Annotated in this window: 29 protein-coding genes; 22 read left to right on the top strand and 7 right to left on the bottom strand. The window is 62.9% G+C overall.

Going from position 1 to position 25,351, the window contains the following annotated elements; translation table 11 throughout:
- The first annotated feature begins 36 nt into the window (after positions 1 to 36).
- Entirely contained in the window at positions 37 to 3,174 is a 3,138-nt protein-coding gene (locus tag ADIAG_RS19005; RefSeq protein ID WP_043476082.1) for a Tn3 family transposase, read from the top strand.
- 358 nt (positions 3,175 to 3,532) lie between these two features.
- Here the strand turns inward: ADIAG_RS19005 and ADIAG_RS19000 are convergent, their stop codons facing one another.
- On the bottom strand, positions 3,533 to 3,790 hold the full coding sequence (locus tag ADIAG_RS19000; protein ID WP_007273064.1) for a metal-sensitive transcriptional regulator: 258 nt from the start codon (positions 3,788 to 3,790) through the stop codon (positions 3,533 to 3,535).
- Between the two features lie 165 nt (positions 3,791 to 3,955).
- On the opposite strand from ADIAG_RS19000, the gene ADIAG_RS21930 reads away from it, so the two are divergent.
- The 7 genes from ADIAG_RS21930 (at position 3,956) to ADIAG_RS18970 (ending at position 9,702) form a co-directional block, all read left to right on the top strand.
- Positions 3,956 to 4,132 carry a hypothetical protein gene (locus ADIAG_RS21930; RefSeq protein WP_007273063.1) on the top strand — a complete coding sequence of 59 codons (177 nt, stop codon included), beginning with the start codon at positions 3,956 to 3,958 and terminating at the stop codon, positions 4,130 to 4,132.
- 204 nt (positions 4,133 to 4,336) lie between these two features.
- The gene (locus ADIAG_RS18995) at positions 4,337 to 5,734 is read left to right on the top strand and encodes an MBL fold metallo-hydrolase (protein WP_007273062.1); all 1,398 of its coding nucleotides are present in this window, start codon (positions 4,337 to 4,339) and stop codon (positions 5,732 to 5,734) included.
- Between the two features lie 106 nt (positions 5,735 to 5,840).
- Complete coding sequence (locus tag ADIAG_RS18990) at positions 5,841 to 6,440, top strand: rhodanese-like domain-containing protein (RefSeq protein WP_007273061.1); 600 nt, start codon at positions 5,841 to 5,843, stop codon at positions 6,438 to 6,440.
- A gap of 114 nt (positions 6,441 to 6,554) precedes the next feature.
- Positions 6,555 to 6,851 (top strand): rhodanese-like domain-containing protein, encoded by a 297-nt coding sequence (locus ADIAG_RS18985; RefSeq protein WP_007273060.1) that lies wholly within the window; start codon positions 6,555 to 6,557, stop codon positions 6,849 to 6,851.
- A gap of 68 nt (positions 6,852 to 6,919) precedes the next feature.
- The gene (locus ADIAG_RS18980) at positions 6,920 to 7,816 is read left to right on the top strand and encodes a sulfite exporter TauE/SafE family protein (RefSeq protein WP_007273059.1); all 897 of its coding nucleotides are present in this window, start codon (positions 6,920 to 6,922) and stop codon (positions 7,814 to 7,816) included.
- 54 nt (positions 7,817 to 7,870) lie between these two features.
- On the top strand, positions 7,871 to 9,196 hold the full coding sequence (locus ADIAG_RS18975; RefSeq protein WP_007273058.1) for an MFS transporter: 1,326 nt from the start codon (positions 7,871 to 7,873) through the stop codon (positions 9,194 to 9,196).
- Between the two features lie 86 nt (positions 9,197 to 9,282).
- On the top strand, positions 9,283 to 9,702 hold the full coding sequence (locus ADIAG_RS18970) for a DUF302 domain-containing protein (RefSeq protein ID WP_007273057.1): 420 nt from the start codon (positions 9,283 to 9,285) through the stop codon (positions 9,700 to 9,702).
- A 68-nt stretch (positions 9,703 to 9,770) separates the two neighbouring features.
- On the opposite strand, the gene ADIAG_RS18965 is transcribed toward ADIAG_RS18970, so the two are convergent.
- Genes ADIAG_RS18965 through ADIAG_RS18955 form a run of 3 tightly spaced genes read right to left on the bottom strand, consistent with a single transcriptional unit; the run spans position 9,771 to position 11,829 of the window.
- Positions 9,771 to 10,121, bottom strand: a complete 351-nt coding sequence (locus ADIAG_RS18965; RefSeq protein ID WP_007273056.1) for a DsrE family protein — start codon at positions 10,119 to 10,121, stop codon at positions 9,771 to 9,773.
- On the bottom strand, positions 10,118 to 11,026 hold the full coding sequence (locus ADIAG_RS18960; protein WP_007273055.1) for a cytochrome c biogenesis CcdA family protein: 909 nt from the start codon (positions 11,024 to 11,026) through the stop codon (positions 10,118 to 10,120). The genes ADIAG_RS18965 and ADIAG_RS18960 overlap by 4 nt, the downstream gene beginning before the upstream one ends.
- Complete coding sequence (locus ADIAG_RS18955) at positions 11,026 to 11,829, bottom strand: DsbA family protein (RefSeq protein ID WP_007273054.1); 804 nt, start codon at positions 11,827 to 11,829, stop codon at positions 11,026 to 11,028. Before ADIAG_RS18955 ends, ADIAG_RS18960 begins: the two co-directional genes overlap by 1 nt.
- Positions 11,830 to 11,963: 134 nt before the next feature.
- Here ADIAG_RS18955 and ADIAG_RS18950 point away from each other — a divergent pair, with 134 nt between their 5' ends.
- From ADIAG_RS18950 to ADIAG_RS18925, 7 genes are all read left to right on the top strand, one after another.
- Complete coding sequence (locus ADIAG_RS18950) at positions 11,964 to 12,515, top strand: hypothetical protein (RefSeq protein ID WP_007273053.1); 552 nt, start codon at positions 11,964 to 11,966, stop codon at positions 12,513 to 12,515.
- Entirely contained in the window at positions 12,512 to 12,910 is a 399-nt protein-coding gene (locus tag ADIAG_RS18945) for a BlaI/MecI/CopY family transcriptional regulator (RefSeq protein WP_007273052.1), read from the top strand. Before ADIAG_RS18950 ends, ADIAG_RS18945 begins: the two co-directional genes overlap by 4 nt.
- A 318-nt stretch (positions 12,911 to 13,228) precedes the next feature.
- A complete protein-coding gene (locus tag ADIAG_RS18940) occupies positions 13,229 to 13,852 on the top strand; it encodes a recombinase family protein (RefSeq protein ID WP_007273051.1) in 624 nt (207 codons plus the stop codon).
- A gap of 185 nt (positions 13,853 to 14,037) precedes the next feature.
- Positions 14,038 to 14,214, top strand: coding sequence for a hypothetical protein (locus ADIAG_RS21715; RefSeq protein ID WP_235045965.1), 177 nt, complete (start codon positions 14,038 to 14,040; stop codon positions 14,212 to 14,214).
- Entirely contained in the window at positions 14,211 to 14,573 is a 363-nt protein-coding gene (locus ADIAG_RS21510) for a hypothetical protein (protein WP_152426229.1), read from the top strand. Before ADIAG_RS21715 ends, ADIAG_RS21510 begins: the two co-directional genes overlap by 4 nt.
- A 602-nt stretch (positions 14,574 to 15,175) precedes the next feature.
- Complete coding sequence (locus ADIAG_RS18930; protein ID WP_007273049.1) at positions 15,176 to 15,607, top strand: LexA family protein; 432 nt, start codon at positions 15,176 to 15,178, stop codon at positions 15,605 to 15,607.
- Positions 15,589 to 16,908, top strand: a complete 1,320-nt coding sequence (locus tag ADIAG_RS18925) for a Y-family DNA polymerase (RefSeq protein ID WP_007273048.1) — start codon at positions 15,589 to 15,591, stop codon at positions 16,906 to 16,908. Before ADIAG_RS18930 ends, ADIAG_RS18925 begins: the two co-directional genes overlap by 19 nt.
- Positions 16,909 to 17,115: 207 nt before the next feature.
- On the opposite strand, the gene ADIAG_RS18920 is transcribed toward ADIAG_RS18925, so the two are convergent.
- Complete coding sequence (locus tag ADIAG_RS18920; protein ID WP_007273047.1) at positions 17,116 to 17,340, bottom strand: hypothetical protein; 225 nt, start codon at positions 17,338 to 17,340, stop codon at positions 17,116 to 17,118.
- Between the two features lie 176 nt (positions 17,341 to 17,516).
- Positions 17,517 to 17,723 (bottom strand): hypothetical protein, encoded by a 207-nt coding sequence (locus tag ADIAG_RS18915; RefSeq protein WP_152426228.1) that lies wholly within the window; start codon positions 17,721 to 17,723, stop codon positions 17,517 to 17,519.
- Between the two features lie 227 nt (positions 17,724 to 17,950).
- On the opposite strand from ADIAG_RS18915, the gene ADIAG_RS18910 reads away from it, so the two are divergent.
- Positions 17,951 to 18,160 carry a hypothetical protein gene (locus ADIAG_RS18910; protein WP_007273045.1) on the top strand — a complete coding sequence of 70 codons (210 nt, stop codon included), beginning with the start codon at positions 17,951 to 17,953 and terminating at the stop codon, positions 18,158 to 18,160.
- A gap of 435 nt (positions 18,161 to 18,595) precedes the next feature.
- Positions 18,596 to 19,342, top strand: coding sequence for a hypothetical protein (locus ADIAG_RS18905; protein WP_007273044.1), 747 nt, complete (start codon positions 18,596 to 18,598; stop codon positions 19,340 to 19,342).
- A gap of 19 nt (positions 19,343 to 19,361) precedes the next feature.
- On the opposite strand, the gene ADIAG_RS18900 is transcribed toward ADIAG_RS18905, so the two are convergent.
- Complete coding sequence (locus ADIAG_RS18900; RefSeq protein ID WP_007273043.1) at positions 19,362 to 19,940, bottom strand: Lrp/AsnC family transcriptional regulator; 579 nt, start codon at positions 19,938 to 19,940, stop codon at positions 19,362 to 19,364.
- A 202-nt stretch (positions 19,941 to 20,142) separates the two neighbouring features.
- Here ADIAG_RS18900 and ADIAG_RS18895 point away from each other — a divergent pair, with 202 nt between their 5' ends.
- From ADIAG_RS18895 to ADIAG_RS18875, 5 genes are read left to right on the top strand one after another with little or no spacing between them, the layout of a single operon-like run.
- Positions 20,143 to 21,714, top strand: a complete 1,572-nt coding sequence (locus tag ADIAG_RS18895) for an ABC transporter substrate-binding protein (RefSeq protein ID WP_007273042.1) — start codon at positions 20,143 to 20,145, stop codon at positions 21,712 to 21,714.
- Between the two features lie 31 nt (positions 21,715 to 21,745).
- Entirely contained in the window at positions 21,746 to 22,807 is a 1,062-nt protein-coding gene (locus tag ADIAG_RS18890) for an ABC transporter permease (protein ID WP_007273041.1), read from the top strand.
- Complete coding sequence (locus tag ADIAG_RS18885) at positions 22,804 to 23,658, top strand: ABC transporter permease (RefSeq protein WP_007273040.1); 855 nt, start codon at positions 22,804 to 22,806, stop codon at positions 23,656 to 23,658. Before ADIAG_RS18890 ends, ADIAG_RS18885 begins: the two co-directional genes overlap by 4 nt.
- A complete protein-coding gene (locus ADIAG_RS18880) occupies positions 23,655 to 24,470 on the top strand; it encodes an ABC transporter ATP-binding protein (protein WP_007273039.1) in 816 nt (271 codons plus the stop codon). The genes ADIAG_RS18885 and ADIAG_RS18880 overlap by 4 nt, the downstream gene beginning before the upstream one ends.
- Positions 24,467 to 25,306, top strand: a complete 840-nt coding sequence (locus tag ADIAG_RS18875; protein ID WP_007273038.1) for an ABC transporter ATP-binding protein — start codon at positions 24,467 to 24,469, stop codon at positions 25,304 to 25,306. The genes ADIAG_RS18880 and ADIAG_RS18875 overlap by 4 nt, the downstream gene beginning before the upstream one ends.
- The last annotated feature ends 45 nt before the right edge of the window (positions 25,307 to 25,351 follow it).

Genomic DNA, 25,351 nt, shown 5'->3' with positions numbered 1-25,351 from the left:
CTTTCGATCACTAGTGGGGCGGCTATTGTCAGTCTCATGCCCGTGGAATTTCTGACTGATGAACAGGCCGAGGCCTATGGAAGGTTCGCCGAGGAACCGACGCGGCCCGAGTTGGAGCGCTTCTTCTTCCTCGACGACGAGGACCGGAGCCTGATCGCGAAGCGGCGAGGCGACCACAACCGCCTGGGCTTCGCCCTGCAGATGTGCACGGTCCGGTACATCGGGCTGTTCCTGGAGGACCCCTCGGCTGTGCCGTGGCCGGTCGTTGAGCATCTGGCGGCACAGCTGGAGATTGAGGATCCCTCCTGCCTCAAGGAATACACCGAGCGGCCAAAGACGGCGTACGAACACGCGTGGGAGATCCGCGATGCGTACGGCTACCACCAGTACGAGGACCCCGACCACGGCCGAAGGTTCAGGGCGTTCCTGCACGGGCGGGCATGGACGCACGCCGAGGGACCTGTCGCGTTGTTCAACCACGCGGCGGGTTGGCTGCGTCGGCACCGGGTGCTGCTACCCGGGGTGAACGTGCTGGCCCGGCAGGTTTCCGAGGTCCGCACCATCGCCGAGAAGCGGCTGCACGCCACGGTTGCCAAGGCCGCCCTGCGGGCGGATCCGGCGCTGCCCGGGGACTTGGTTGCCACGCTGAAAACACCGGAGGGCACCCGGTACTCGGAACTGGAGCGGATGCGTCGACCGCCAACGCGGAGCACCGGCACCGCGATGAAGGGTGCGTTGCAGCGGGTTGAGGACATCGCCGCCTTCGGGCTGGGCCGGCTGAAACTGGAACAGATACCGCCGAACCGGCTCGCCGTGCTGGCCCGGTACGGGCTGGGCACCAAGGCCCCGAAGCTGGAGCGGACCGCGGAACCCAAGCGCACGGCGATACTCACCGCGGTGATGCGCCATCTGGAGGCCAAGGCGATCGATGATGCCCTTGACCTGTTCGAGATCCTGATGGCGACCAGGCTGATCAGCACCGCGAAGCGCTCCACCGACAAGCAGCGCCTGTCCACCCTGCCACAGTTGGAGAAGGCGTCCCGGATTGTGGCCAGGGCGGCGAAGGTGTTCATCGAGAAGCTGGAGTCCATCGAGGAGGCCGGTGGCGATGTGGATGTGGCTGCACTGTGGCGGGCGTTGGAGGAGATCGCGCCCCGGTCGGTGATGTCGGGCGCGGCCGCCACCGTGGTGACGTTGGTGCCCCAGGACGGCGATTCGGCGCAAACCGCACTGCGTGGTGCGCTGGCACTGCGCTACAACACCGTCAAGCCGTTCCTGTCGCTGTTGGGTGAGACCTCGGCGCTGGAAGCCGCGACCGGCGGGGTACGGATCTTGGCCGGGGTGAAGAAGCTGCCGGCACTCTCGCGTCGGAAGGTCGGCGAGAAGCCGCTGCTGCCCCGGGAGATCGACGACAAACTCGTGCCGCCGCACTGGCACCAGGCAGTGTATGCGAACGCCGAGCTGCCCCAGGGGACTGTGGATCGCGACGCGTACGTGGTGTGTGTCCTGGAACAGCTCTTCCGCGCCCTGAAGCGTCGGGACATCTTCGCCTCACCCTCGCACCGCTGGTCTGACCCACGCGCCCGCCTGCTCATGGGCACGGGGTGGGAGGCGGTGCGCGAGGACATCCTGGCCGGCCTGAGCCTGGAGGAGGATGCCGAGCAGCACCTGCGGGAACTTCTCGAGGTACTGGATGCCACTTGGAGGCAGATGGCCGAGCGCCTCGAAGAAGCCGGTGACGACGCGAAGATCAGCATCGAGGTGCAGCCCAGCGGGAGGGCGAAACTGAATGTGGAGAAGCTTCACGCGCTCGGGGAGCCGAAGTCGCTGGCGTGGCTGCGCGGACGGGTGGAGAAGATGCTCCCGAAGATCGACCTGCCGGACCTGCTCTTCGAGGTGAACGCCTGGACCGGATTCCTGGACGCCTTCGTGCACCTGGGCGATGGCAAGACCCGGATGAAGGACCTGAGCACCTCGATCGTCGCGCTGCTTGTCTCGGAAGCCTGCAACATCGGCATGACCCCGGTGATCAACCCGGGCCATGAGGCGCTCACCCGCTCCCGGCTGGTCCACGTTGACCAGTACTACCTGCGCACCACCACCATCGCCGCGGCGAACGCCGCTCTGATCGAAGCCCAAGCCAGGGTGCCCATCGTGCAGTTCTGGGGCAAGGGCCTGCTCGCCTCCGTCGACGGCCTGCGCTTCGTCGTTCCCGTGCGCACTATCAACGCCGCGCCCTCGCCGAAGTACTTCGCAAAGAAGAAGGGCGTCACCTGGCTGAACGCGATCAACGACCAGGTGGCCGGCATCGGGCAGATGGTGGTGCCCGGCACCCCACGTGACTCCCTGTTCATCCTGGACGCCCTGTTGAACCTGGACGGCGGGGTGAAGCCCGAGATGGTCGCCACCGACAATGCCTCCTACTCCGACACGGTCTTCGGGATTTTCAAGATGCTCGGCTACCGCTTCTCCCCGCGCTTCAGAGACCTCGAAGACCAACGGTTCTGGAAGGCCCAAATGCCCGGCGCCGAGCCGGCAGACGGATACGGAGCGTTGGAGGCACTGGCCCGCAACAACAAAGTGAACGTGAACAAGGTGCTCACGGCTTGGCCGGACATGCTGCGGGTGGCCGGCTCCTTGGTCACCAACCAGGTGCGCGCCTATGACCTGCTGCGGATGTTCGGGCACGAGGGCCGCCCCACACCGCTTGGCCAGGCGTTCGCCGAATACGGGCGGATCGCCAAGACCCTGCACCTGCTTGCCGTTGTGGACCCCGTGGATGACACCTACCGGCGGCAAATGCACAAGCAGCTCACCGTGCAGGAGTCCCGCCACAAGTTGGCCCGGGAGATCTGCCACGGCAAGAAGGGCACCATTCACCAGGCGTACCGCGACGGGATGGAGGACCAACTCGGCTCGCTCGGCCTGGTCCTGAATGCCGTCGTGCTCTGGACGACCCGCTACCTCGACGCCGCAGTCGCCCAGCTCCGCACCGAGGGCCACGAGATCCGCGACGAGGACGTGGCCCGGCTCTCCCCGCTCAAACACAAGAACCTCAACCTGCTCGGCCGCTACAGCTTCACCGCCACCCAGCCGGCGGGCGGCACCCTGCGCCCGCTCCGTGATCCGGACACACTCGGACTCGACGACGACGAGGACGGCGCGGAAGACTGAATGGTGTGCTCTCGCTAAGCGGTGATGGGCTTTCCTGCCACCACTTCAGTGCCGGCGTTTTCCTTGGCACCAAGCCTCGTAGCTGGCCATTCGCATAAATTGGCCCTCGGTGATTGGTTCTGCCACGTTCCGGGGCATGTGGTTCTCAACCTCAAATTGCTCGCAACCATTGCAGAACGAGCTGTCACCGCGAGAAATGCCGATGAAGGTGCTGGGTGCCCAGCGTTTCAACTCGTTTGGCGGCCGGCGCAACATGCCGCAAGTGACGGTTGGACCCACTATTTAAGCTGATTCATGAGTCGGTAGCCGCCCGTCTCGGGAGCTGAACGATTCGGCCAGGAATATGCCATGCGACGGGCTAGGCCAGCGAGAGAAAGAGCTTTTCCATGTCGGCACGGTCGGCCGTGGGGTCCTCGCTTTTGAGGCACTGCTCCAGTCCGGTGGCGATGATGGCAAACCCGGCGCGATCGATGGCCTTGGACGCGGCGGACAACTGGGTGACGACCGCGCGGCAGTCGCTGCCTTCCTCCAGCATGCGAATCACCGCGTTGAGCTGTCCTTGGGCGCGCTTGAGCCTGTTGATGACGGGCTTCATGGTGTCCACTTCAAGTTCCATGATGGGGTTCCTCCCGGTGTTGGTTTTTCTCAATTGTATACCCCGGGGGGTTTCCTGGGTATCGTTGACAGTGGATACTCGATACCCCTAGGGGTATGTGCCATAATCGAGTACCAGAGGAGGGACGAGCCTCCATCGACAATCCCAAACCGAAGGAATCGCCACATGTGCCGAGCAGCCAAATGCCGCAAATGCCAAAAAATCACCTGGTCCGGATGCGGCCAGCACGTCAAGCAGGTCATGGCCCACGTGCCACGCAATGAACGCTGCTCCTGCGACCCGAACGCCCCGAAGGGGACCGGCAAGGAGGGCGGGTTCTTCGCACGCCTCTTTGGCCGCTAAGCCCCGGCCATCCCATGCCGAACAGTGGGCGGCGCCAGCGCGGATGGTGCCGACCGCCGCTTTTTGTGGGGCAAGCGACCCTGGGGTCTGGACGGCGGATGACTTGACGCATACCCCTAGGGGTATTATCGTTTGAAGTGAAGTTCATACCCCTGGGGGTATGGAGGGTAGGCGAACCAACCACGACCATCAACAAGGAGAGACATGCTTCTGGAACGTATTTACGACGAAGACCTCGCGCAGGCCAGCTACTTCATCGGCTGCCAGGCCAAGGGCGAGGCCCTCGTGGTGGACGCCCGCCGCGACATCCAGGTGTACCAGGACCTTGCAGCGAAAAACGGCATGAAGATCACCGCCGTCACCGAGACCCACATCCACGCCGACTACCTCTCCGGGACCCGCGAACTTGCCGCCGCCACCGGTGCGGCAATCTACGTTTCGGGCGAGGGCGGGCCGGACTGGCAATACGAATTCGAAGCCGAACGCCTCCTTGACCAGTCCACCATCACCCTGGGAAACATCACCGCCACCGCCCTGCACACGCCGGGACACACCCCCGAACACCTTTCCTTCCTGGTCACCGACGGCGCCTTCAGTGACAAACCGGGCTTCCTGCTCTCGGGCGACTTCGTCTTCTCCGGCGACCTGGGCCGCCCGGACCTGCTCGACGAGGCCGCTGGCGGGATCGACACCCGCTTCGCCGGGGCCCACGACCTGTTCGTTTCCCTCCAGGAAAAGTTCCTGACCCTGCCCGACTACGTGCAGGTCTACCCCGGGCACGGCGCCGGCAGCGCCTGCGGCAAGGCGCTGGGCGCGATCCCGTCCTCCACGGTCGGGTATGAGCGCAGCTTCGCATGGTGGGGTCCCTACCTGGAGGCCAACGACGAGGCGGGCTTCGTCGAGGCCCTGCTCGACGGGCAGCCCGACGCACATGCCTATTTCGGCCGCATGAAGCGCGAAAACCGCCAGGGCCCGGCCCTCCTGGGCGAACGCGCACCGCTGGCAGAACTGGCCACCGCGGACGTCGCGACCGCCCTGGCCGCGGATGACATCGGCGTGGTCGACACCCGCCCCCACACCCAGGTCCATCAGGGCACCGTCTCCGGGGCGCTGAACATCCCCGCCGGCACCAAAGCCGCAAGCTACGGGGCCTGGGCCGTGGACCCGGAAACGGACCAGCGACCGCTGGTGCTCTTGGCTCCGGACAGCGAGAGCGCCATGGAGATGTGGGACCACCTCATCCGCGTGGGCATCGACAACGTCGCCGGATATGTGACCTCGTTCGAGGGTCTTCCGACCTACACCCCGCAGACCCTGGACCCGGCCGACCTGGCAGGGTTCGATGCGGCCATCGTCTTGGATGTGCGCAACAAGTCCGAGCACACCGCCGGACACATTCCCGGCTCCGAACAGCTCAACGCCGGACGGGTGCTCTGGCACACCGACCAACTGCCGGCCGACGGCGTGATCGTGAGCTACTGCCAGTCCGGGGTCCGCAACTCCGTGGCCGCCTCCGCCCTGCGCCGCGCCGGGTTCGACGTCATCGAGCTCGAGGGCAGCTACGCCGGATGGTCCTCCTGGAAGCAAACGCAGGACGCCTAAAGCCCCGTACACCCCCACCCATTCCACTCATTCTCGGTCCCGCATCCCCCTTTTCCGGATGCTGGACCGGCCAGGCGCCACGCCCGGCAGAAAGGGCCCGCAAGCCATGAACACCACCCCCCAATCCACCATCCCCCAGAGCACCAGTCCCGAAGAGCTCAAGAACTGGATCGCCAACGGCACCGACGTCGTGGTGCTGGACGTGCGATCCGCCGCCGAATTCGAAACCCTGCATATCAAGGGCTCCTACAACGTGCCCCTCCCGTTGCTGGCCGAACACACCGAAGAACTCGCGGCCAAGCTTGACACCAAGGTGGTGCTGGTCTGCCAATCCGGCGTGCGCGCCACCGAAGCCAAAACGAACCTCGCATCGGTCGGCTTCGGCAACGCCCATGTCCTGTCCGGCGGGGTTCCCGCCTACCAGCAGGCCGGCGGCCAGACCGTCGAAGGGTCCAAGCGCTGGGCCCTGGAACGCCAGGTGCGCATGGTGGCCGGTTCCCTCGTGGTGGCCGGCCTGGCCGGGGGCAAGTTCCTCTCCCCGCAGTTGCGCACCGTCGCAGGGGCCATCGGTGCCGGCCTGACCTTCTCCGCGGCCACCAACACCTGCGCCATGGGCAAGGCCCTAGCCGTGATGCCCTGGAACAAGACCGGGAACGAGCCGACCCGTGAATCGGTCATGGCCCAGCTTCCGGCCAAGAAGTCCTAACCCCCGGTTGGCCCGCGGCCAATCGCTTTCCTCCGGTTTCCGGGCCCGGGGCGAGTGGATCCGGTGCCCGGGAACCACCACGTACCGTTTGAACACGCCCCCGAAGGAGCAATCATGCCAGAAATCACCATCACCGACACCGACGGCCGACGTGCTACGGACCAGATCCTCGATGTCCGTGAAGACTTCGAAGTCGCCGAGGGCATGATTCCCGGCGCCATCCACATCCCCATGGGCGAGTTGAACACGCGTCTGGGCGAACTCGACCGGTCCCGCCCGGTCATCGTCATCTGCCGCAGCGGCAACCGCAGTGCCCGCGTCGCCGACGCCCTCACCGGGGCTGGCTACACCGCAGACACCATGGCCGGCGGCATGATCGCCTGGCAACGCGCCGGGCTGCCCGTCAGCTAACAAGAACGCCCCGACCGCATCGCCCCCACACACCGACCCGCACCCCTGACCCGGCAAGGACTGCCTCCATGACCCTCACCCTCGCACTCACCCTCCTGCTCTCGGTGCTGATCGGGATCTCCCTCGGCCTGCTCGGCGGCGGCGGGTCCATCCTCACCGTCCCGATCCTCACCTACGTCGCAGGCATGAACCCCAAGGAAGCCATCGCCGCCTCGCTCTTCGTCGTTGGAGCGACCAGCGCGGTCAGCGCCGTGACCCACGCCCGCAAGAAACGCGTGCAATGGCGCACCGGCCTGGTCTTCGGCGCAGCCGGCATGGCAGGGGCCTTCGGCGGCGGGCTGCTGGGGGGCCACATCCCCGGAACCATCCTCATGATCGCCTTCGCCCTCATGATGGTCGCCACCTCCCTGGCCATGATCCGCGGCCGCAAGAACCACACCGGCGCCACCCACGACGCCGAGCTGCCCGTATTCAAGGTCATCATCGAGGGCCTGGTCGTGGGCCTGGTCACCGGGCTGGTGGGCGCCGGCGGTGGCTTCCTCGTCGTCCCGGCACTCGCCCTGCTTGGCGGCCTGTCGATGCCCGTCGCGGTCGGCACCTCGCTGGTGGTTATCGCCATGAAGTCCTTTGCCGGACTCGGCGGCTACCTCACCACGGTCTCCCTGGACTGGGTGCTGGTCGGCGGGGTCACGGCCGCAGCGATCCTCGGTTCCTTCCTCGGCGCACGCCTGGCCGGACGCATCCCCGAAGCGGCCCTGCGCAAGGGCTTTGGCTTCTTCGTCCTGGCCATGGGCGTCTTCGTCCTCGTCCAGGAACTACCCTCCCCGGCCAACCTCATCATGGGCCTCACGGCCACCGCAATCGCCACGGCCGCGGCCCTGTGCTGGTTTGCCATCCCCGCATGCCCCCTGCGACGCACGTCCCTGGGGTCCCCCGCCACCACCACGGCAACCGAAGCCCACTAACCGCCGGCTCATCGCCGTCCGGCCCTTCAGCCCCGGCACACCAGGAGACCGAGCATGAAGCAGTCCACCAGGGCACTCCCCAGCTTGGGTTTGCGCGCCAACGCGGCGCAGTTCACCCTGCTCGTCGCGGTCAACGCGCTGGTCGGGGGCATGGTTGGACAGCAACAAACCGTCCTGCCACTGCTCGCCCACACTGAGTTCGGTTTGAATGGATACACGTTCCTGTTTGCCTACGTGGCGGCCTTCGGGATCGCCAAGGCGACCTCCAACTGGTTCGCCGGGACCCTCTCGGACCGCTACGGACGCAAACCCGTGCTGCTGGCCGGGTGGCTTTTCGCCATTCCGGTGCCGCTGATGCTCATCCTTGCGCCGGACTGGGGCTGGGTCGTCGCCGCGAACGTGCTGCTGGGCATCAACCAGGGCCTGACCTGGTCGACCACCGTCATCATGAAAATCGACCTGGTGGGCCCGGCACAGCGCGGCCTGGCCATGGGCCTGAACGAGGCCGCCGGCTACGGGGCCGTGGCCGCCACCTCCCTGCTGGCCGGATACCTCGCCGAGCAGTACGGGCTGCGTCCGGCGCCCTTCCTCTTGGGAATCGCCTACACCGCCTTGGCACTGCTGCTGTCGGGCCTTTTCGTCCGGGAGACCCACCCACATGCCCTCCTGGATGCCGGAAACATTGCCGCCCGGGGCACCTCCGCCCGGCATGGCCTGGACGCCAACCTAGCCAACGGCCAAATCTTCTCCCTGACCAGCTTCCGCGAACCTGCCTTGTCCTCGGCGAGCCTGGCCGGCCTGGTGAACAACCTGAACTTCGGACTCTCCTGGGGCCTGTTCCCCCTCCTGTTCGCCACCGCGGATCTCAGCACGGGCCAGATCGGCCTGCTTTTCGCCCTTTATCCCGGGGTCTGGGGCATCGGCCAAATGGCCACCGGCGCTCTCTCGGACCGGATCGGACGCAAACACCTCATCACCACCGGCATGCTGGTCCAGGCCGGAGCCCTTGCGATCATCGCGCTCGGGGACGGCTTTGGTGCCTGGGCCTCGGGAACCGTATTGCTCGGAGCGGGAACCGCCATGGTCTACCCCACGCTGCTGGCAACGGTCGGCGACGTCGCCCATCCCTCATGGCGAGGACGGGCCGTGGGGGTCTACCGGGTCTGGCGCGACCTCGGATACGCCGTCGGTGCCATCGCCGGCGGGATCATTGCCGACCTCATGGGGCTGCACGCGGCCATTTGGATGGCCGCCGCCCTCAGCGCAGCCGCGTCCCTGGTTGTCGCGGTCCGCATGTATGAAACGCACCAACGGCTTTCACCGCCCTTCCATGCCGGCGATACCTTGGCAATGCTTCCGCGCGATCGGCCCAACACGTAGCATGGGCACGGAACCGAGAGTCCCGCCGTGGCGGGACCCGCAGCCGCCCTGGCCGGCCTCCGCACGACAACCCAAGGGGAAACACCATGACGTACACCCACGCCATCACCGTCGCGCTGTCATGGCAAGACGCCGTCGACCGGACCCGCGGCGCCTTGGCGGAACAGGGATTCGGCGTGCTGACGGAGATTGACGTGAAGGAGACCTTCGCCCGGAAGCTGGGCCAGGAAGCCGGGGACGCCGTGGGGAACTACATCATCCTCGGGGCCTGCAACCCGCAATTGGCCCAGCGCGGCATCGCCGCCGAACCACAGTTGGGCGCGCTGCTCCCGTGCAACGTCGTGGTGCGTCGCGCCCCCGATGCCAAGGAAACCACCATTGAGGCCATCGACCCGCAAACCATGGTCCAACTCAGCCCGGGTGACGCGACACGCGAGGTCGCCAACGATGCCGATGGCCGCCTTCAGGCGGCGCTGAAGGAAATCTCCGAAAAAGCAGGCTCCTAGGTTCTCCCCTGGTTGGTGAAGGTCACTGGCACGGTCTTTTTGCACGGGAGCAGTGCGCCAAGCTCGGGTCAGAGGCGGACATATGCAGCGCCGTCGTGCTGGCGTTGGGCCAGATGCGCGATGGCCGCGGGGACGACCGCGACACCCTCGACCAGCGCATCCGGGGCCAATCCGGCTGCATGCAGACTGTTCGCGCATGCGGTAATGCAAATGCCGGGGATGCCGTGTAGGGCCGCAATGTCGGGGGCGTGCTTCCCGTCCGCGGCCAACTGGGACACCGACGGGCCCTGCACGATGACTTCCACGATGGTGTCGGACATCCGTTCGTGCGCATTGCGGGCCACCTGCAGGGCCGTGGCCACATCCGGGAATGGTTCGGTGCCCGGTCCGGCTAGGTGCAGCAGCAACCGCCAGGTCATGGTCGGGCCTTCGCGGGAACCCCGGTATTATCCCCAAGGATTGCCTCCTCGAGTGATTCAGGGGCCACGGCCGCGTCCTTGGTGCGCAGGGTTCGGCGTACAAGCCCGATCCACCAGGCCAATAGCAGCGCTCCCAGCATGGAAGGCCATGCCCAGTCCGGGAGCACGGCATCGATCCGGGACGCCGCGTCGGAGATCCGGTCCATCAGGCCAGCGGAGAGCAGGTCGGGCATGGTGAGTAGCCCCCCGGTGGTGAGCATGAGGATCCCGACGGTGATTGTTACGGTTCCTGCCAGCAGCGCGTTGGTGTGGAAGCGGAACCGGCCCACAGTCACGGTGCGTCCGCGCAGCCATCCGGTTCGGAAGGTGCCGGCGCGGCGCATGGCCGCGGCCACGCCGAGCACCGGCAGCACCATACCCAGCGCGTAGCTGGCCAGCAGCATGCCCCCGCCCAGTGCGCTGCCGTTGGCCAGGATGAGGGTCAGGATTGCCCCCAGCACCGGTCCGGTGCAGAACCCCGCAACGCCGGCCACCGTCCCAAGCAACACCGCCCCCCACGGCGAGCCTGCCGCGGCGCGTCGGCGCCGGGTACGCAAGGGTAGCAGGCGGGACAGGTCGAAGCCGCCGCCCAAGATCTGGATGAGTCCCAGGGCGACGATGACCCAGGCGGCAGCGACCAGCAGGAGGCGGCGGTCGATGACCAGGACGCCGCCGAGCCATCCGATGCCCAGGCCCAATGGGACCAGCGTGGCCAGCATGCCGGCTAGGAACGCGATCCCCAGTACCCGCAGCCGGTGCCCGGAGGTCGCGGCATGGGCGAAGAACGCGGGCAGCAGCATGGCGTTGCACGGGCTGAAGAGTCCGAGCACACCGCCGGCAAAGGCGAAGACCAGTCCGGCTTCCACTACTGCTGGCCTGCTTCGGCCTGCTGCAATTCGGCGTCAATGGCGGCCACGAAGTTCTCCAGGGGCTGCGCGCCGACGAACGGCATCTGGTTGATCAGGAATACCGGGGTGCTCATGACGGCCAGCTCCTGGGCCTCGTCTAGGTTGCGCTTCACCGCATCCTTGGCCTGTTTGCTGTCCATGTCGGCCAGGAACTGCTCCCCGTCCAGGCCCAGGTCCTCGGCGGTGGCCCTGAGGCTCTTCGCGCTGTAGGCGGATCCGGGGGCGATGGTGCCGCCTTCGGCCATGCGCGTATGGAAGGGCACGTAGCTTCCCTGCATGGCCGCGGCCTGTGCGGCGTGAGCGGCGGTCAGGGAGGCGTCGCCGAACAGGTCAAGGTCACGCCATTCAATGCGCAACTTCCCCTGGTCGACGTACTTGGTGATCAGTTCGGGCAGGGTGCCCTCCGTCCACTTCGCGCAGTATGGGCACTGGAAGTCGGTGAAGGCGACCATGACCACCGGGGCATCCACATCACCCAGCGCAGTGGGATCCTGTGCCTCCAGTCGCGCCACATCGGGAAATGCGGGTGCCGGTGGGTCGGTGTCCTGCCCGGGGGTCTGTGAGCCGGGATTTTGGACTGCGGCGGACGACGCTTCCGGGCCCGGCGCCCGGTCACCGACGGGCAGCTGCGCGCCGATGAGCAGGCCGATGGCCAGGGCCACGGGAATGGGTGCGACCCACAGCCACGGAACCTTGCGCCGTGTTCCAGGCTTGTCCCCCCGCTCCGGTGCGGGCTTGCGGTTCTCGGGGATTTGCTGCACGGTTTCGCTGCCTTCGGCTCGATTGGCTACTATGCTGCATAGTAGGTCTACTATTCTTTATAGTAGACAAGCGGTCCGAAGGGCAAGCGGGGACGCTCTCGGGACGGATCACACATCAAGCACACGGAGGAACAATGAGCCGCACGCAACGCTTGCTGATCGATTTCCGCCGCCGCCTGCCGCTGGCCGGCGCGGCGTTGCGCTGGTGGGGTTCCCGGCAATGGGCGGTGGCAGTGGCCTCGGCACTGGCCATGGCGCTGCTGCTGGGTTTCGCCACGGTGCTAATCCCCAACGACGTCTTCAGCCGGGACATCCCGCCGGTGCCGTGGAACTACCCCGTCTGGTTGGCCACCTCCGTCCTGACCGGCCTGCTGGCCGCCAGCTACATCCGGCCAGCGGCCCCGGCAACCCCAGGGACCGCGGAACCAACCGACCGCACCTCCCGCTGGGGGATGGCCGGCGGTCTACTGGCCTGGTTCGCGATCGGCTGCCCGGTCTGCAACAAGATCGCCCTGTTGGCGCTGGGATATTCCGGAGCCATGACCTATTTCGCGCCGTTGCAGCCTTGGCTGGCGGCACTGGCCATGGTGCTGACTGTTCTTGCACTGGTGTTCCGACTGTCTGGGCAGCAGCAATGCGCGATACCCGGTCGCCAGGCCGCTGAGCGGGAAAGGATGGATTCATGACGACCTCCATTGAAGACACCGGCGAACTACCCTTCAAGCCCCGGGAGGCGCCCCCAGTAGGGGCACTGGAACGGCGTGTTTTGGACGTGCTTTGGAAGACCCGCCAGGCACACACCACGCGGGGCATGGTGCAGGAGCTCACGGCGCCGGGAGGCCAGAAACCCGCATACACGACCGTCGCCACCGTCTTGGGCCACCTGGTGGACAAGGCGCTGGCGGAACGCGAACTCATCGGCGGCGTATGGTCCTACCGTGCCACGCTCACCGGGTGCCAGTTCTCCGCCGCGCACATGGTGCGCACGCTGGGAGAGACCAACGACCGCCGGCGCTGCCTCACCCGCTTCGCCGGCATGCTCGACCCCCAGGACGCCGCCTTCCTCAAGTCCCTGCTCTAGTTGATCGGATCCTCACGGATTTCGTTGGTCATTAGAGGCCGGACAGTGTGGGGCTCGTCCAGGTCCAGGTCCAGGTCCACTTCCGCTCAGAAGGGACCCCTCGGGGATAACCCGGCGCATGGCCATGCTGAGCTCGCCCACAGTTCCGAGACAATCCGCCTCGCGGAAGCCGTGTGAGGGTTCCTGAACGAAATAGACGCGTTTGAATGTCTTGAAAAGCTAAAGTTTTTCGAGACAGGGGCACGGGTCCCCATCCTCAAATCGGCTGGCCCGAGATGACGTGGCACAAAATGTCTCGGAAAGTCGTCGCGCCGTAAAATGTCTCAATCGAGTGTCGCGAAGAGGTTTCTGAGTCAAAATGAGGGCGTGAGACATTTGGGATACACGCGGGTGAGCACTTCGAGCCAGGATGCGCAGCTTCAGCTCGACGCGCTGGTCAATGCCGGGGTGCAGAAGCGGGATGTTTTCGCCGATGTCACCTCCGGAAGCAGGACGGCGATCGAGCGGCCCGGGATGAAGAAGCTGCTGGAATACGCCGAGGCCGGGGACACCGTGGTGGTCTGGCGGGTCGACCGGCTGGGCCGGTCCCTGATCGATGTCCTGAACACCGTGAACCTGCTGCGCGAACGCGGCGTAAACGTCCGGTCCATTTCGGACGGGATCGACCCCGCGACGTCGACCGGGCGGATGATGCTGAACTTCTTGGCCTCCTTGGCCGAGTACGAGCGCGAGCTGATCATTGAACGCGTCAACGCCGGGATCGCCGCGACCCGGGCCTCCGGCACCCGTTTCGGCCGGCCGCTCTCCGATCCGGCCGTGATCGCGGATAAGCTTGCGATCGCGAAGGACGCCCGCGCGAAGGGACGCACCGCCGAAGACGCGGCACGTTTGGTTGGGTGGAGTCGCGCGACGCTCTACCGCCACCTCGGCCAAAAGGCCTGATCCGTCGAAAGACAGTGATCACTGATGCCCCAGCGGAGTACAGGCGACTCTGGCACCAGGTGAACCGCAGTCCGGGGCCATGATCACACGCTTAGCGCCAACCGCTGTACCGCTGGTCCCCAAGGCCGGTTAACCTGCACAAGAACCTCAACGAACACGTATTCCAGATGGATGGTCTCCGTGAGTTGGTTGGCGAAAACGAAATCCTTGAGCCGGTGATCCCCGAGAGGGCCGTTATCAAAGAAGCAGCCGCTGCTGGTGCATCGGTTTCGGAATACAAGACTGCAGCTGGAAAAAGAGTGACTGAAATGTTTGATGAATTGGCAGTTTCGTTCCTTACCAAGATCGAGGCCGCCAAGTGAGTAAGCCCGAACGCAAGCGACCGGGCGCAGCAACAGTGCGGCCACAGCTCGAAGTCAAACGAGAAGAAATCTTTACGGGAACAACTCAAGAATTCGCCGGTAAGGAGACGACTCCCCCGGTCGAAAAAGTTACTACGAAGAAGCCGGTGACCTTTAGCGCGGATGTTGAGTTGATTGACCGAGCTCGTGCGGCAGTGTTGATGTCCCAAACGCACCAATCAGGTTATCGTTCTCTTGCTAGCCTCATCTCAGGGGCGATAGAAGAAAAACTTGCTGGACTAGCTGACGAGTTCAATAACGGTGAACGTATTGAACCTCTATCTGGAGCGTTTCGATCCGGGCGTCCGTTCCAAAGTTGAAGTCCTAAATAAGGGGCAGAAATACCGTCGGACGTGAGAGTTTGGTTCTTTGCTTGCCTTACAAGCCTTGTAAGGCAAGTATTCCCAGTAATACAAGTATTGCTTGTGTTACTGGGAATACTTTTCAGATGAGTGTCGATCGGGAGTTCAGGGCCCTGGAGGATGCGCGGGTTTGGGCCTCAGGATTGCGTGTTTCGATCCGGGCGTCCGTTCCAAAGTTGAAGTCCTAAGTAAGGGGCAGAAATACCGTCGGACGTGAGAGTTTGATTCTTTGCTTTCCTTACAAGCCTTGTAAGGAAAGTATTACCAGTAATACAAGTATTGCTTGTGCTACTAGCAATACTTTTTAGATGAGTGTCGATCGGGAGTTCAGGGCCCTGGAGGATGCGGGGTTTAGGCCGCAGGACTGCGGGTTTAGCCCTCGGCTTGAGAGTTGTAGCCTGGCACACTGAGGGAATCCCCGGAATTCTCGAGGTATCAGGAGGCACTCGGTCCGGACCCGCGGTAGTCCAAGCAGTTTCCCCCCGGAACTCGGATGGACCAAATCGTTGGGTACGGACGTATCCTAGTTTTAGTAGATATTTTCTAAAGTCGGGGTCGCAATGGCAAGTATTCAGAATTTATGTTCTATAGATGTGGAGGGCTCACCTATACCGCTCCTGGTCGCCGGGACATCGATTCCGGCCGGGTATCCATCACCTGCCCAGGACTATTTCTCCGGGGAAATCAACCTCTCCGACTACCTGATCCACGACAAGACCAGCACCTTCATTGTGCGCGTCTCCGGTGATTCGATGCAGGGTGCCGGCATCTCCGACGGGGACGAGCTGATCGTCAACCGGGCACGCAAGCCCGTGGATGGGTCCATCGTGGTGGCGGTCCTTGATGGGGAAATGACCGTCAAGCGTCTTCGGCTCACCCCGCAGGGTGTGGTGCTTCAGGCCGAAAACCCCGAGTACCCGGACATCCTGGTGGGGGAGTGGGGCGCCCTGAGCGTGTGGGCAGTGGCGGAAACATGCATCCATCGACTCTAGAAGCCCCCTGGAGCCCACAGGCGGACTCCAACGAATACATCGCCCACGTGGACGTGAACAGCTTCTATGTGAGCTGCGAGCGTGCCTTTGACCCGACGCTGATCGGTATGCCGGTGATCGTATTGTCAAACAACGACGGCTGCGCCGTCGCCCGGTCGGACGAGGCCAAAGCCTTGGGCGTGGAGATGGGCGCCCCGTGGTTCAAGCTCGCCCCCACCGCGGCCTCCACCGGGTTGGTCGCCAGATCCAGTAACTACGAGCTCTACGGGGATCTCTCGGCCCGAACCATGCAGCTTTTGGGCAGGCACTCGGCCTGGGTTGAGGTCTATTCCATCGATGAGGCCTTTCTGGGCGTCCGCGGTACCCTGCCGGAACTCCAGGCCCTGGCCCGAGACATGAAGCAGGACGTGATGGACCACCTTGGACTGCCGGTATGTGTGGGGATCGCCAAAACGAAAACCCTGGCCAAGCTTTCAAACCAATGCGCCAAAAAATTCCGGAACCTGGGCGGGGTCTGCGTGTGGGATGCCGTCACCGAGGAGGACCGCGAAAAGCTGTTGGGTCGGTTGCCGACGGTGGAAATCTGGGGCATCGGCGCGCGCCTGGCTAAGCGTCTGCTGGGTCTGGGGATCCGGAGTATGAAAGATCTTCGTGATGCCGATGCGGTGATGCTGCGCAACAGGTTTTCGATTGTCATGATGCGCACCGTGCTCGAGCTGCGGGGAATCCCCTGCATTCCTATGGATGAGGAGCATGAGATCAAGGGTCAGTTGATCTTCAGCCGTTCCTTCTCCACTCCCATTACCGACACCCATGGTATGGAGCAGGTGTTGGGGATCTATGCCCAACAGGCCTCGGCGCGCCTGCACAAGCATCAGCGGCAGGCCAAGGTTCTCACCGCCTGGGCCATGACCGGCCACTACAACACCCAGGATAACCATCAGCCGGCGGTGACTGTCGCCCTTCCGGGTCCGACCGCCGATCCGCTGCTGCTCACGCGGGCGGCTAAGGCGCTGCTTCCCAAGATCCTTGATGGGGTGAAGTACGCCCGGGCAGGAATCGTGGTGTCCGATATCCGCCCGGCCGGCGCCCAAGAGACCTTCGAGCCATTCATACACCCCCACGAGGCCAAGGACATTGGTCCGCTGATCCAGCGGATCAAGCAGCGCCACGGAGTGAACGCGGTCGGCCTGGGGTTGGCGGGGATGAAGACCGGCCCTGAATGGACGATGCGCCGGGAGATGATGTCCCCGCGCTACACCACCCACTGGGACGAACTGCTCACCGTTTACGCCAGCTGATCCAACTCGGCTGACTCCTGGTTGCCGGCTAGGGCCGGTCATCGGTCCGTTGCCCGGTGGGGCTTCATTTACCCACATACTGGCTTGGGTCAATGTGTCAATGGGTCAATGGGTCATGCCTCAGCTATGCCTCGCGGGAAACGGGCGGTGTCAGGGCCCCTGAGCGCTGGTTCGCCCACACCGAAGGGGCACCATTGAGGGGATAACCTACTGCCGAGGCGTGTTTTTGTCCTGCGCTTCCGATCGGTTCGCGGGGAGCATGGTGTCCCAATAGTGGGTCGCCTGTTCGCTGAGCACTGCCAGGCGTCCGCGCAGTTCCGCGACCTCCTCGCGTGATTGGCCTGCTTCGGCCTGCGCGGCCTTCACCGCGTCCCGGGCAGTGGCCCGTTCTACAGCGTCTGCCTCGGGCAGGGAGCCGATCTCCGCCTCCAACGCCGCACCCGTGCCTACGCCGCGTCCGCTCGTGTTGCTTCATCCTGGACGTGCCGGGCTTCGGCGTCGACCAAGGCATCCGCTTACACGGTCTCCGCCCGTGCTACCTCAAGGGACGCCTAGGTTGCCTCGAGCTGTGCGGTGTGGCGGGCGCCGGCCTCGGCCACCGCTACGGCTCATAGCCGGGTAAAGGCCTGCTGCGCTGCCTTGGTGACAGCGACGACCGGGCGCGAGTGCTGGGTGCGCCATGCCTCCACGGAGGAGCGGGCGGTTTCCATGGAAACCCCGGCGCATGAGCGCACAGCAGAGACCGTCACCTTAATGTTTTCGGCCTCCATCGCATCGATTGTTGTTGCCGCACGATCCATAGGTGACTCGACCACGATGACCACATCCTAGATAGTAGATTTGTTACTACTAGGTGTCTGCCCCTTACACGGGCGTGGGCAGCCGCGGCGGGGTTCGGTGTTCCGTCGAGCCGCACTGGCGCCGGGACACCTTGGGGTGGACACCGTGATCGCCGGCGCTTCGGCAAGAAGCGGGGGAATGGACACAGTGGCGGCCTGAGCCCGCCGTTGTGCAAGACGGCCATGCCGGGGAAGATAATCCCATGGGTATGGAAGAGCTGTCGCGGGCCCGGGAGCAAGAGGTTCACGGGCTGCGCCTGGAACTCAAACGGCAGATAGCCTCCACACCTCCGGGCACGCCCCAGCACGGTGCGTTGGTGCAGCAACTTGAGGCCCTAGACCGGGACAATGACGCAGCCCAGATGCGCTGGCTCAGCGACCTCACAAGGGAGTATCCACTGCGGAAATCCTGAAATCCTGCACAGGATACAAGGTGTTTGGCCGGGGTTGATATGAATTGAGGTCGCCGGCCAAGAAGTGGATTTCTAGGCACCGACGCAAAGCTTGTCTCGGAGATGCTGGTTTTGGTAATGGGTACCACACCACCAGGGAGCCAGTGTAGGACGCCATGTTGCTCTAGCGGCGAGGCGTCTCGATGCTTGGTTTCACGGGTGACGGCAAAGTGTCCGATCAAATTTGCGACACTGACCTTGCAGCCTGGATGTACTGCCTACAGAAACTGGCGTCTGTTCACTCTTCAAAGCGGATATGGTGCTCGCTAGACAATAGCTCGAATGCGCTGGTCTTTCGATCGAACTTGTCCAGCTCTGCTCCGGCATCCAAGGGAAACTTCGGACTGATCGCAGCGGATTTGATTACACTCTTTGAGTATGGAGATACTCGTCGGCATGAGCGACGCTACTGAAACTGCGAAAATGCCGAACCTCGACGAATGCGAGTTCGTCATGGTCTCCTCCACTGCCAGTGAGGTGTCTGTTACTGCGCCCTCACGTTTCCGGTATCGGCAAAGTGGAGGCATGATCTGGGGTGAGTACACGGGAGACACCGTGTCTGTCGGCAGGTTTGCTGGTCAGCGCACCGGTGACCAGATCACCATAAACTTCGCGCACGCTCTAGCAGACCACAGTGGCGTCGTGCTCGGTGGCGGAGCGAGTGAAATCGTTCGGGCTGCCGACGGCCGGATGCAACTCATCGAGGTCTTCGACAAGGACGGTGTCGAGCACCGGAGCGTGTGCGTCCAGGTCGATTCCACTGAGTCTTGGAATCTGCCGCCGAAAGTGGAGGGGGATACGCTGCAACTCGACGGCGCATCGTTTGTTCTCGAGTCCTCTACGGCCAGCCTTGTCGACAGTGCTGCTCCGACGCACTTCGATTTCCAGGAGCGGTGCGGCATTGTCTGGGGAACGTACAGTGGTGACACCGTCACCACTGGACATAGCGTCGGCATCCGTCAAGGGGAGACGCTGTCTGAATCCTTCGTCCACGAGCTCGTGCGTGAAGGGGGCAACGAGACACTGAGTGGGAATAGTACGACGCGTATTACCAAGCGAACAGATGGGCGCCTCGAACTATTGGAAGAGTTCATGTTGGACGGCGTGTCTGGCCGTAGCCTTTGCGTGCAGATCAAGAACTGACGAACGGCGCCCATTCGTTTCAAGACCCACGGCCTTCCCGCGCGCGCGTGTAACGTGTGAGCCCAAGCTGCTTGCCCTGGGTTTCTCGAGAGGGCAGATCGATGGGCAGCAGAAACGGACGCTCGAACACCTCGTCGAGAACGAGCACCGTTTCGACTGACTTCACTTCGGCAAGGGCTGCAACCACGCCGATGACGAAATTGTGGATTTCGCCTACCTCGGAAGCCCGAACCACGAGCATGGCATCATGTTCCCCCGTTGTGATTCGGCAGGACTCAATGTCTGGCATGTCCGTTATTTTATCGCGGAATGGTTCCCAAGCCTGTGGATGCACCGTCACAAAAACGAGTGCACAGATTCCAAGACCGACCTTCTCCGGATCGACCCGCGCGGAGAAACCGGAAATGACACCGGTGGAGATCAAGCTTTGGACTCTTGTATACACTCCGGCACGCGAAATATTCACCCGTTCCGCCAAGACAGCCATCGATATCCGACCGTCATCGCGCAATTCCGACAATATGCGCATGTCGACTCCATCCAAGGGGCCAACTTTTTGTCCACCCACCTCGGATCCGGATGCTACTTTTCTGGACATTCAATACTCCAATTGAATTCGTCGGTGCAGACTGTCTGAAACTTCGTAAATATATTGGACAGATTGTGCCGACTGTGGGATTCTCGATACACGCTGTCCAGAGACTACCAAAGTCGCTCGACCGTGGCATCCGTATATGAATCCACGGTGTGCACGAGTCGTTGGGGGAGATGCAGCTCACACATATGAGGAGACAACACCGTTGCGCACTACTACTCGCGTCACTGCACTCGCCTTTGGCCTCGCGGCCACGGCCATGCTGGCCGGTTGTTCCGGGGGATCAGACAGCTCAGCTAAAGCTCCTTCTAGCCTTGTGATCGATACAGCCTTCACCCTAGAGACAGGTGACCCAGGGCGTAACTATGTACCGACGGGCTACATGGTATCCAAGGCGGTATACGAGACCCTCCTCGATTTTGAGGGCGCGGACGAAAGCACTCCGATTCCGGGTCTCGCCACGTTCGAGCAAAATGAAGACGCCACGGTCTTTACCTTCACCCTTGAAGAAGGCCGGGTCTTCTCCGACGGCTCACCCATCACTGCAGACGACGTTGTTTTCTCGCTCAATCGCGTCAAGGGAATGGTCGATAGCAAGGCGAACTTCCTCATGAACGGCGTTGAAGTCGCCAAGATCGACGACCGCACCGTGAAGCTGACCACAGCCACGCCATCGCTGAAGCTCCCCGCGCTCATGACAAATCCGTCCCTTGCTATTCTCAACTCGAAGCTCGTCCTCGCGAACGGGGGAACGACTGACAACACAGATGCCGCTGAAGAATTCCTCAACGCGGGATCCGCCGGCTCAGGACCATATATCATCGACAGCATTGACTTCGCTACGCAGGTTGTTCTAGCGGAAAACGAGAAGTACAACGGTGACGAGAAGCTGGACTTCAGCCGTGTTGTTATCCGTAGCGTCTCCGAGAGTGCAACGCAGAAGCTCAATCTTGAGGGTGGCGACTCGCACGTAGCCGTTGATCTTAGTGGAGACCAAGTTGCCGACCTCGCCGATGGTGTCAGCGTCACGTCGGGACCCTCTGCTCAGACCATTTTCCTGTTGCTTAACCAGAACCCCGAGATCAGCAAGATCACGTCGAATCCTGATTTCGTAGATGCCGTGCGTTACGCCCTTGATTATGAAGGGCTTCTCGAACTTGCGGGCGCGGGTTCGGAACAGGCCACGGGTGTCATCCCGCCCGCGTTCCTCGGTGCGCTTGACAGTGGTGTCGAGAGGGATCTTGGCAAGTCCGCGAAATCCCTGACTGCTTCGGGTTATAACGACGAAACGATCACTCTTGAGTACCCGAACGACTACCCAGTCGGTGGCGTGAGCTTCACTCCTCTCGCAGAGCGTATTCAGGCGCAGCTCGATGAGGCCGGTATTAAGCTCAAGCTTGCACCCGCTCCATTCACGACTCAAATAGATGAGTATGTGAACGGTCGCGAAGCATTCAGCATCTGGTTCTGGGCTCCCGACTACGCGGATTCCGCGAACTTCCTGCCCTTCGCCGCAGGAGACAAGGTCGGACTCCGTGCGGGCTGGAACGACGGCATGAGCCCGGAGTCGGTAAAGCTTGCATCCGCAGCTGCCAACGCCACGACCGTCGACGAGCGTGAGATTGCATTCCGAAAGTTCACCGAGGAAATGCAGAAATCAGGTCCTTTCGTACCACTCATCGTACCGGGATCGAACATCGCAACTGCAGAATCCATCACTGGAGTGGCATATAACTCCACATGGACGATGGACATCGCCGAGCTCCACTCCAAGTAACGGTTCACTCCACTAGAGATAGTTGTAACCAGTGGCAAAAAGTATTAATGCGCCGCGCAGGTACTCGGTCAAGAGCCCCTTGATCGGGTACCTGTTGCGTCGATTCGTGACCTCCATCCTGCTGTTAATCGGCGTGACGATCGTGACGTTTACCCTAACTAATCTGGTGCCCGGCAACCCCGTCGCTGCGGCCCTCGGGGAAGGGGCGGCGAGCAACCCAGACACAGTCGCGGCATACGTAGAGAAGTATGGTCTCGACAAGCCTTTGCCGATGCAGTACCTCACATACGTGGGAAACTTGCTGCAGGGCGACATGGGTACGTCGCTACACACTCGCCAGCCGGTGGCCGATGACCTCGTCAAGGCGGTACCGGCAACGGTTGAGGTGGCGCTTGCCTCCATAGTCGTCAGTCTCGCCGTGGGCACCGCGTTAGGTGCGGTCGCGGCGTACCGCCGCGGTCGGCTCAGCGATCAGCTTGTGCGAGTTCTCTCGCTCATTGGTCTTAGTATCCCGACGTTCTGGATGGCCCTGACCGCTTTCAACATTTTCTTCCTTCAGCTGGGGATCGCTCCTGGATCAGGCAGGCTATCGCCCATTTATGCTCCGCCCCCGAGTGTCACCGGCCTCTACACGGTCGACACCCTACTCGCGGGACAGTGGGAGAGCTTTGTTGATGTGATGGCCCACCTGATGCTGCCGGTGTTTGTGCTCTCGTTGTTCACAATTGGCCTGCTCACCCGCTTCGTTCGCACGTCGGTGCTCGAGGTGCTTGATGCTGATTACGTTCGCGCCGGACGGGCCAAAGGGTTGGGTGGTTCACGGATGCTCTTCGGGTACGTGCTGCGTGGCGCGTCCCTGCCGATCCTTACGATCGTCGGTATCGCCTTTGGATCGCTCCTGTCTGGCACGGTACTTGTTGAGGCCGTATTCGCATGGCCAGGTCTTGGCACATACGCCTATCTGTCAGCGACGAGCCTCGATCTGCCCGGGATCATGGGGGTCGGCCTCGTGGTCGGAGTGATCTATCTAGGTATCAATTTCATTGTCGACATGCTCTACGGTGTGCTCGACCCGAGGGCGAGGCTCGCATGAGACGTTTGAGATTACGAATTCCGAAGCACTGGGTCTCACCGCTCGGAGTTATCGGTGCCGCCATCGCCTTGGCTTGGGTCGTCATTGCGTTCACCGCGCCGTTGTACCTGCCGCACGACCCCCTCGCACAGGGCCTTCCGCGATTGCAGGCCCCGGGCATCGATACGTTGATGGGCACCGACGCACTCGGCCGAGATGTATTCTCGCGTCTGCTTTCTGGAGCGCGCGTGACCGTACCGGTGGCACTCCTGCTCGTCGCAGTATCGATGTTATTTGGAACAATCGTCGGGGCCGTCTCCGGCTTCTTCGGCAAATGGGTCGATGAAGGTCTCATGCGCCTAACTGACCTCGTGATGGCGTTCCCTACCGTCATCCTCGCCATGGTTGTTGCAGCTTCCCTCGGCCCATCGCTCTGGAATGCCGCCATCGCAGCCATCATCGTCTCTTGGCCTCAGTACGCTCGCATGACGCGAAGCCTTGTGCTCAGCCTACGCACACAGAACTACGTGATCGCTGGGCGGCTGCTTGGATATTCGCCTGCGAAATCGCTAATCTCCGACATCGCCCCCAACATCGTGGGGCCAATTTTGGTACTGGCAACTCTCGATATCGGGACTGCGATCCTACTGCTGTCCGGCCTTTCGTTCCTCGGACTGGGAGCCCAGCCTCCTACCGCCGAGTGGGGGTCGATGATATCCGCCTCCCTGCAGAACTTTGACAGCTGGTGGATCGGTGTGTTTCCCGGGCTTGCCATACTCACCGTCGTGATGGCTTTCAACTTCATAGGAGACTCCCTGCGCGACATATTTGACCCTACCTCTGCGCTCAGCAAGACAGGAGTCAGCTCGTGATTACGCCCGCACTCACGATCCGTGATTTGACGATCGCGATCGGAAACAAGAAATCACCCACTCGCATCGTCAACGGCATCTCCCTTGACCTATACGCTGGGCGCATCCAGGGACTCGCGGGGGAGTCTGGTTCCGGCAAGACTGTCTCCTCGCTTGCAGTGCTCGGGCTTCTTCCTGCGAACGCGATCGTCACTGGCTCCATGCGACTTGGTAGCACTGAACTCATCGGGCTCCCACTGGCGCGCTTGCGTGACATCCGTGGCCGTCGCATTGCCATGATCTTCCAGGACCCGTCGGCTAGCCTGCACCCGCAGATCCGTATCGGAGGCCAACTTACTGATCATGTGAGGCGCCACCTCGGTTACGACCGGAAGAAGGCGCGCGCCCACGCGATTGAATTGCTTGAGCGCGTTCAAGTTCCGGATGCCACGGAGGCCCTGTCACGCTTTCCGCACCAGTTTTCAGGCGGTCAGCGGCAACGTATCGCCATCGCCATCGCCCTAGCGTGCGATCCCGACGTGTTGCTTGCCGACGAACCGACGACGGCGCTCGATGTCACAGTGCAGGCCGGGATCCTCCAACTGTTGCGCGATCTAGCCCTCGAGCGCCAACTCGCCGTCCTGCTCGTCACCCACGATTTGGGTGTGATGAGCGCGGTAGCTGACGATGTCGCGGTCATGCGGGCGGGGCTGATCACCGAGTCGGGAACAAGGGAGCAGCTATTCATGACGCCGCAGCACGAATATACGCGGGAGCTGCTTGCTTCCCTTCCAGGTGCGAAGACCAACAGCATGAATGGAGACGCGGAATGAGCCTGCTCAGAGTCGATGATCTAGCGGTAGAGTACCGAGGCGCCAAGGTCGTACGCGCCGTCGACGGCGTTTCGCTCAGCATCGATGCAGGCGAGGTTGTCGCTCTCGTCGGTGAGAGCGGTTGTGGTAAATCCAGCCTCGCCCGTGCCGTTGTAGGAATGGAGACCCCAAGCGAGGGAAGCGTGCAGTACCGGGGCCGCCCTGTTCCCACACTCGGAGTCCGCCAGCGGTCCAATGACTTCACCTCGATCCAGATGGTTTTCCAAGACCCTAACTCGTCGCTCAATCCTCGTATCCGAGTCGGTGCCCAGATTTCCGAGGGTATAGCCGCGGCCCGGCGACGTGGGATGGAGGCTACGCGGCCGGAAGAATGGCTGGAGCGCGTGGGCCTGCCTGCGACCGTGGTCAACCGTTATCCGCATTCGTTCTCTGGTGGACAACGGCAGCGCATCGCCATCGCGCGAGCACTCGCTGCCCGACCTGATCTCCTGGTCGCTGACGAGCCGATCTCCGCGCTCGACGCGTCAAGCCAGGCAGCCGTCGCAGAGATGATGCGTAAACTCGCGCTCGAGTCGGGTGCGGGCCTGCTCTTCATCTCACACGACCTCGCGGTGGTACGTCTCATCGCCGACCGCACTCTTGTGATGTACCGCGGTCGGGTGGTGGAATCGGGTGCGACCGATGCGGTTTGGAACGAGTCACGGCATCCTTATACGCGTTCGCTCGTCGCGGCGATCCCTGAGCCGGATGGCAAGGGAAACCTGCCGGCTGCTCCAACGGTCGCAGAGCGGGCGGCATGGTTCGATATTGTGCCGGAGGCGCTCGACCGAGTCTGAGTTTGAGCGATAGCCAGCGAAAAGAATCGCACAGGGCCTGTCGGG

Source organism: Paeniglutamicibacter gangotriensis Lz1y (assembly GCF_000348945.1).
Taxonomy (GTDB): domain Bacteria; phylum Actinomycetota; class Actinomycetes; order Actinomycetales; family Micrococcaceae; genus Paeniglutamicibacter; species Paeniglutamicibacter gangotriensis.
This window is presented reverse-complemented; position numbering and strand designations above follow the sequence as displayed.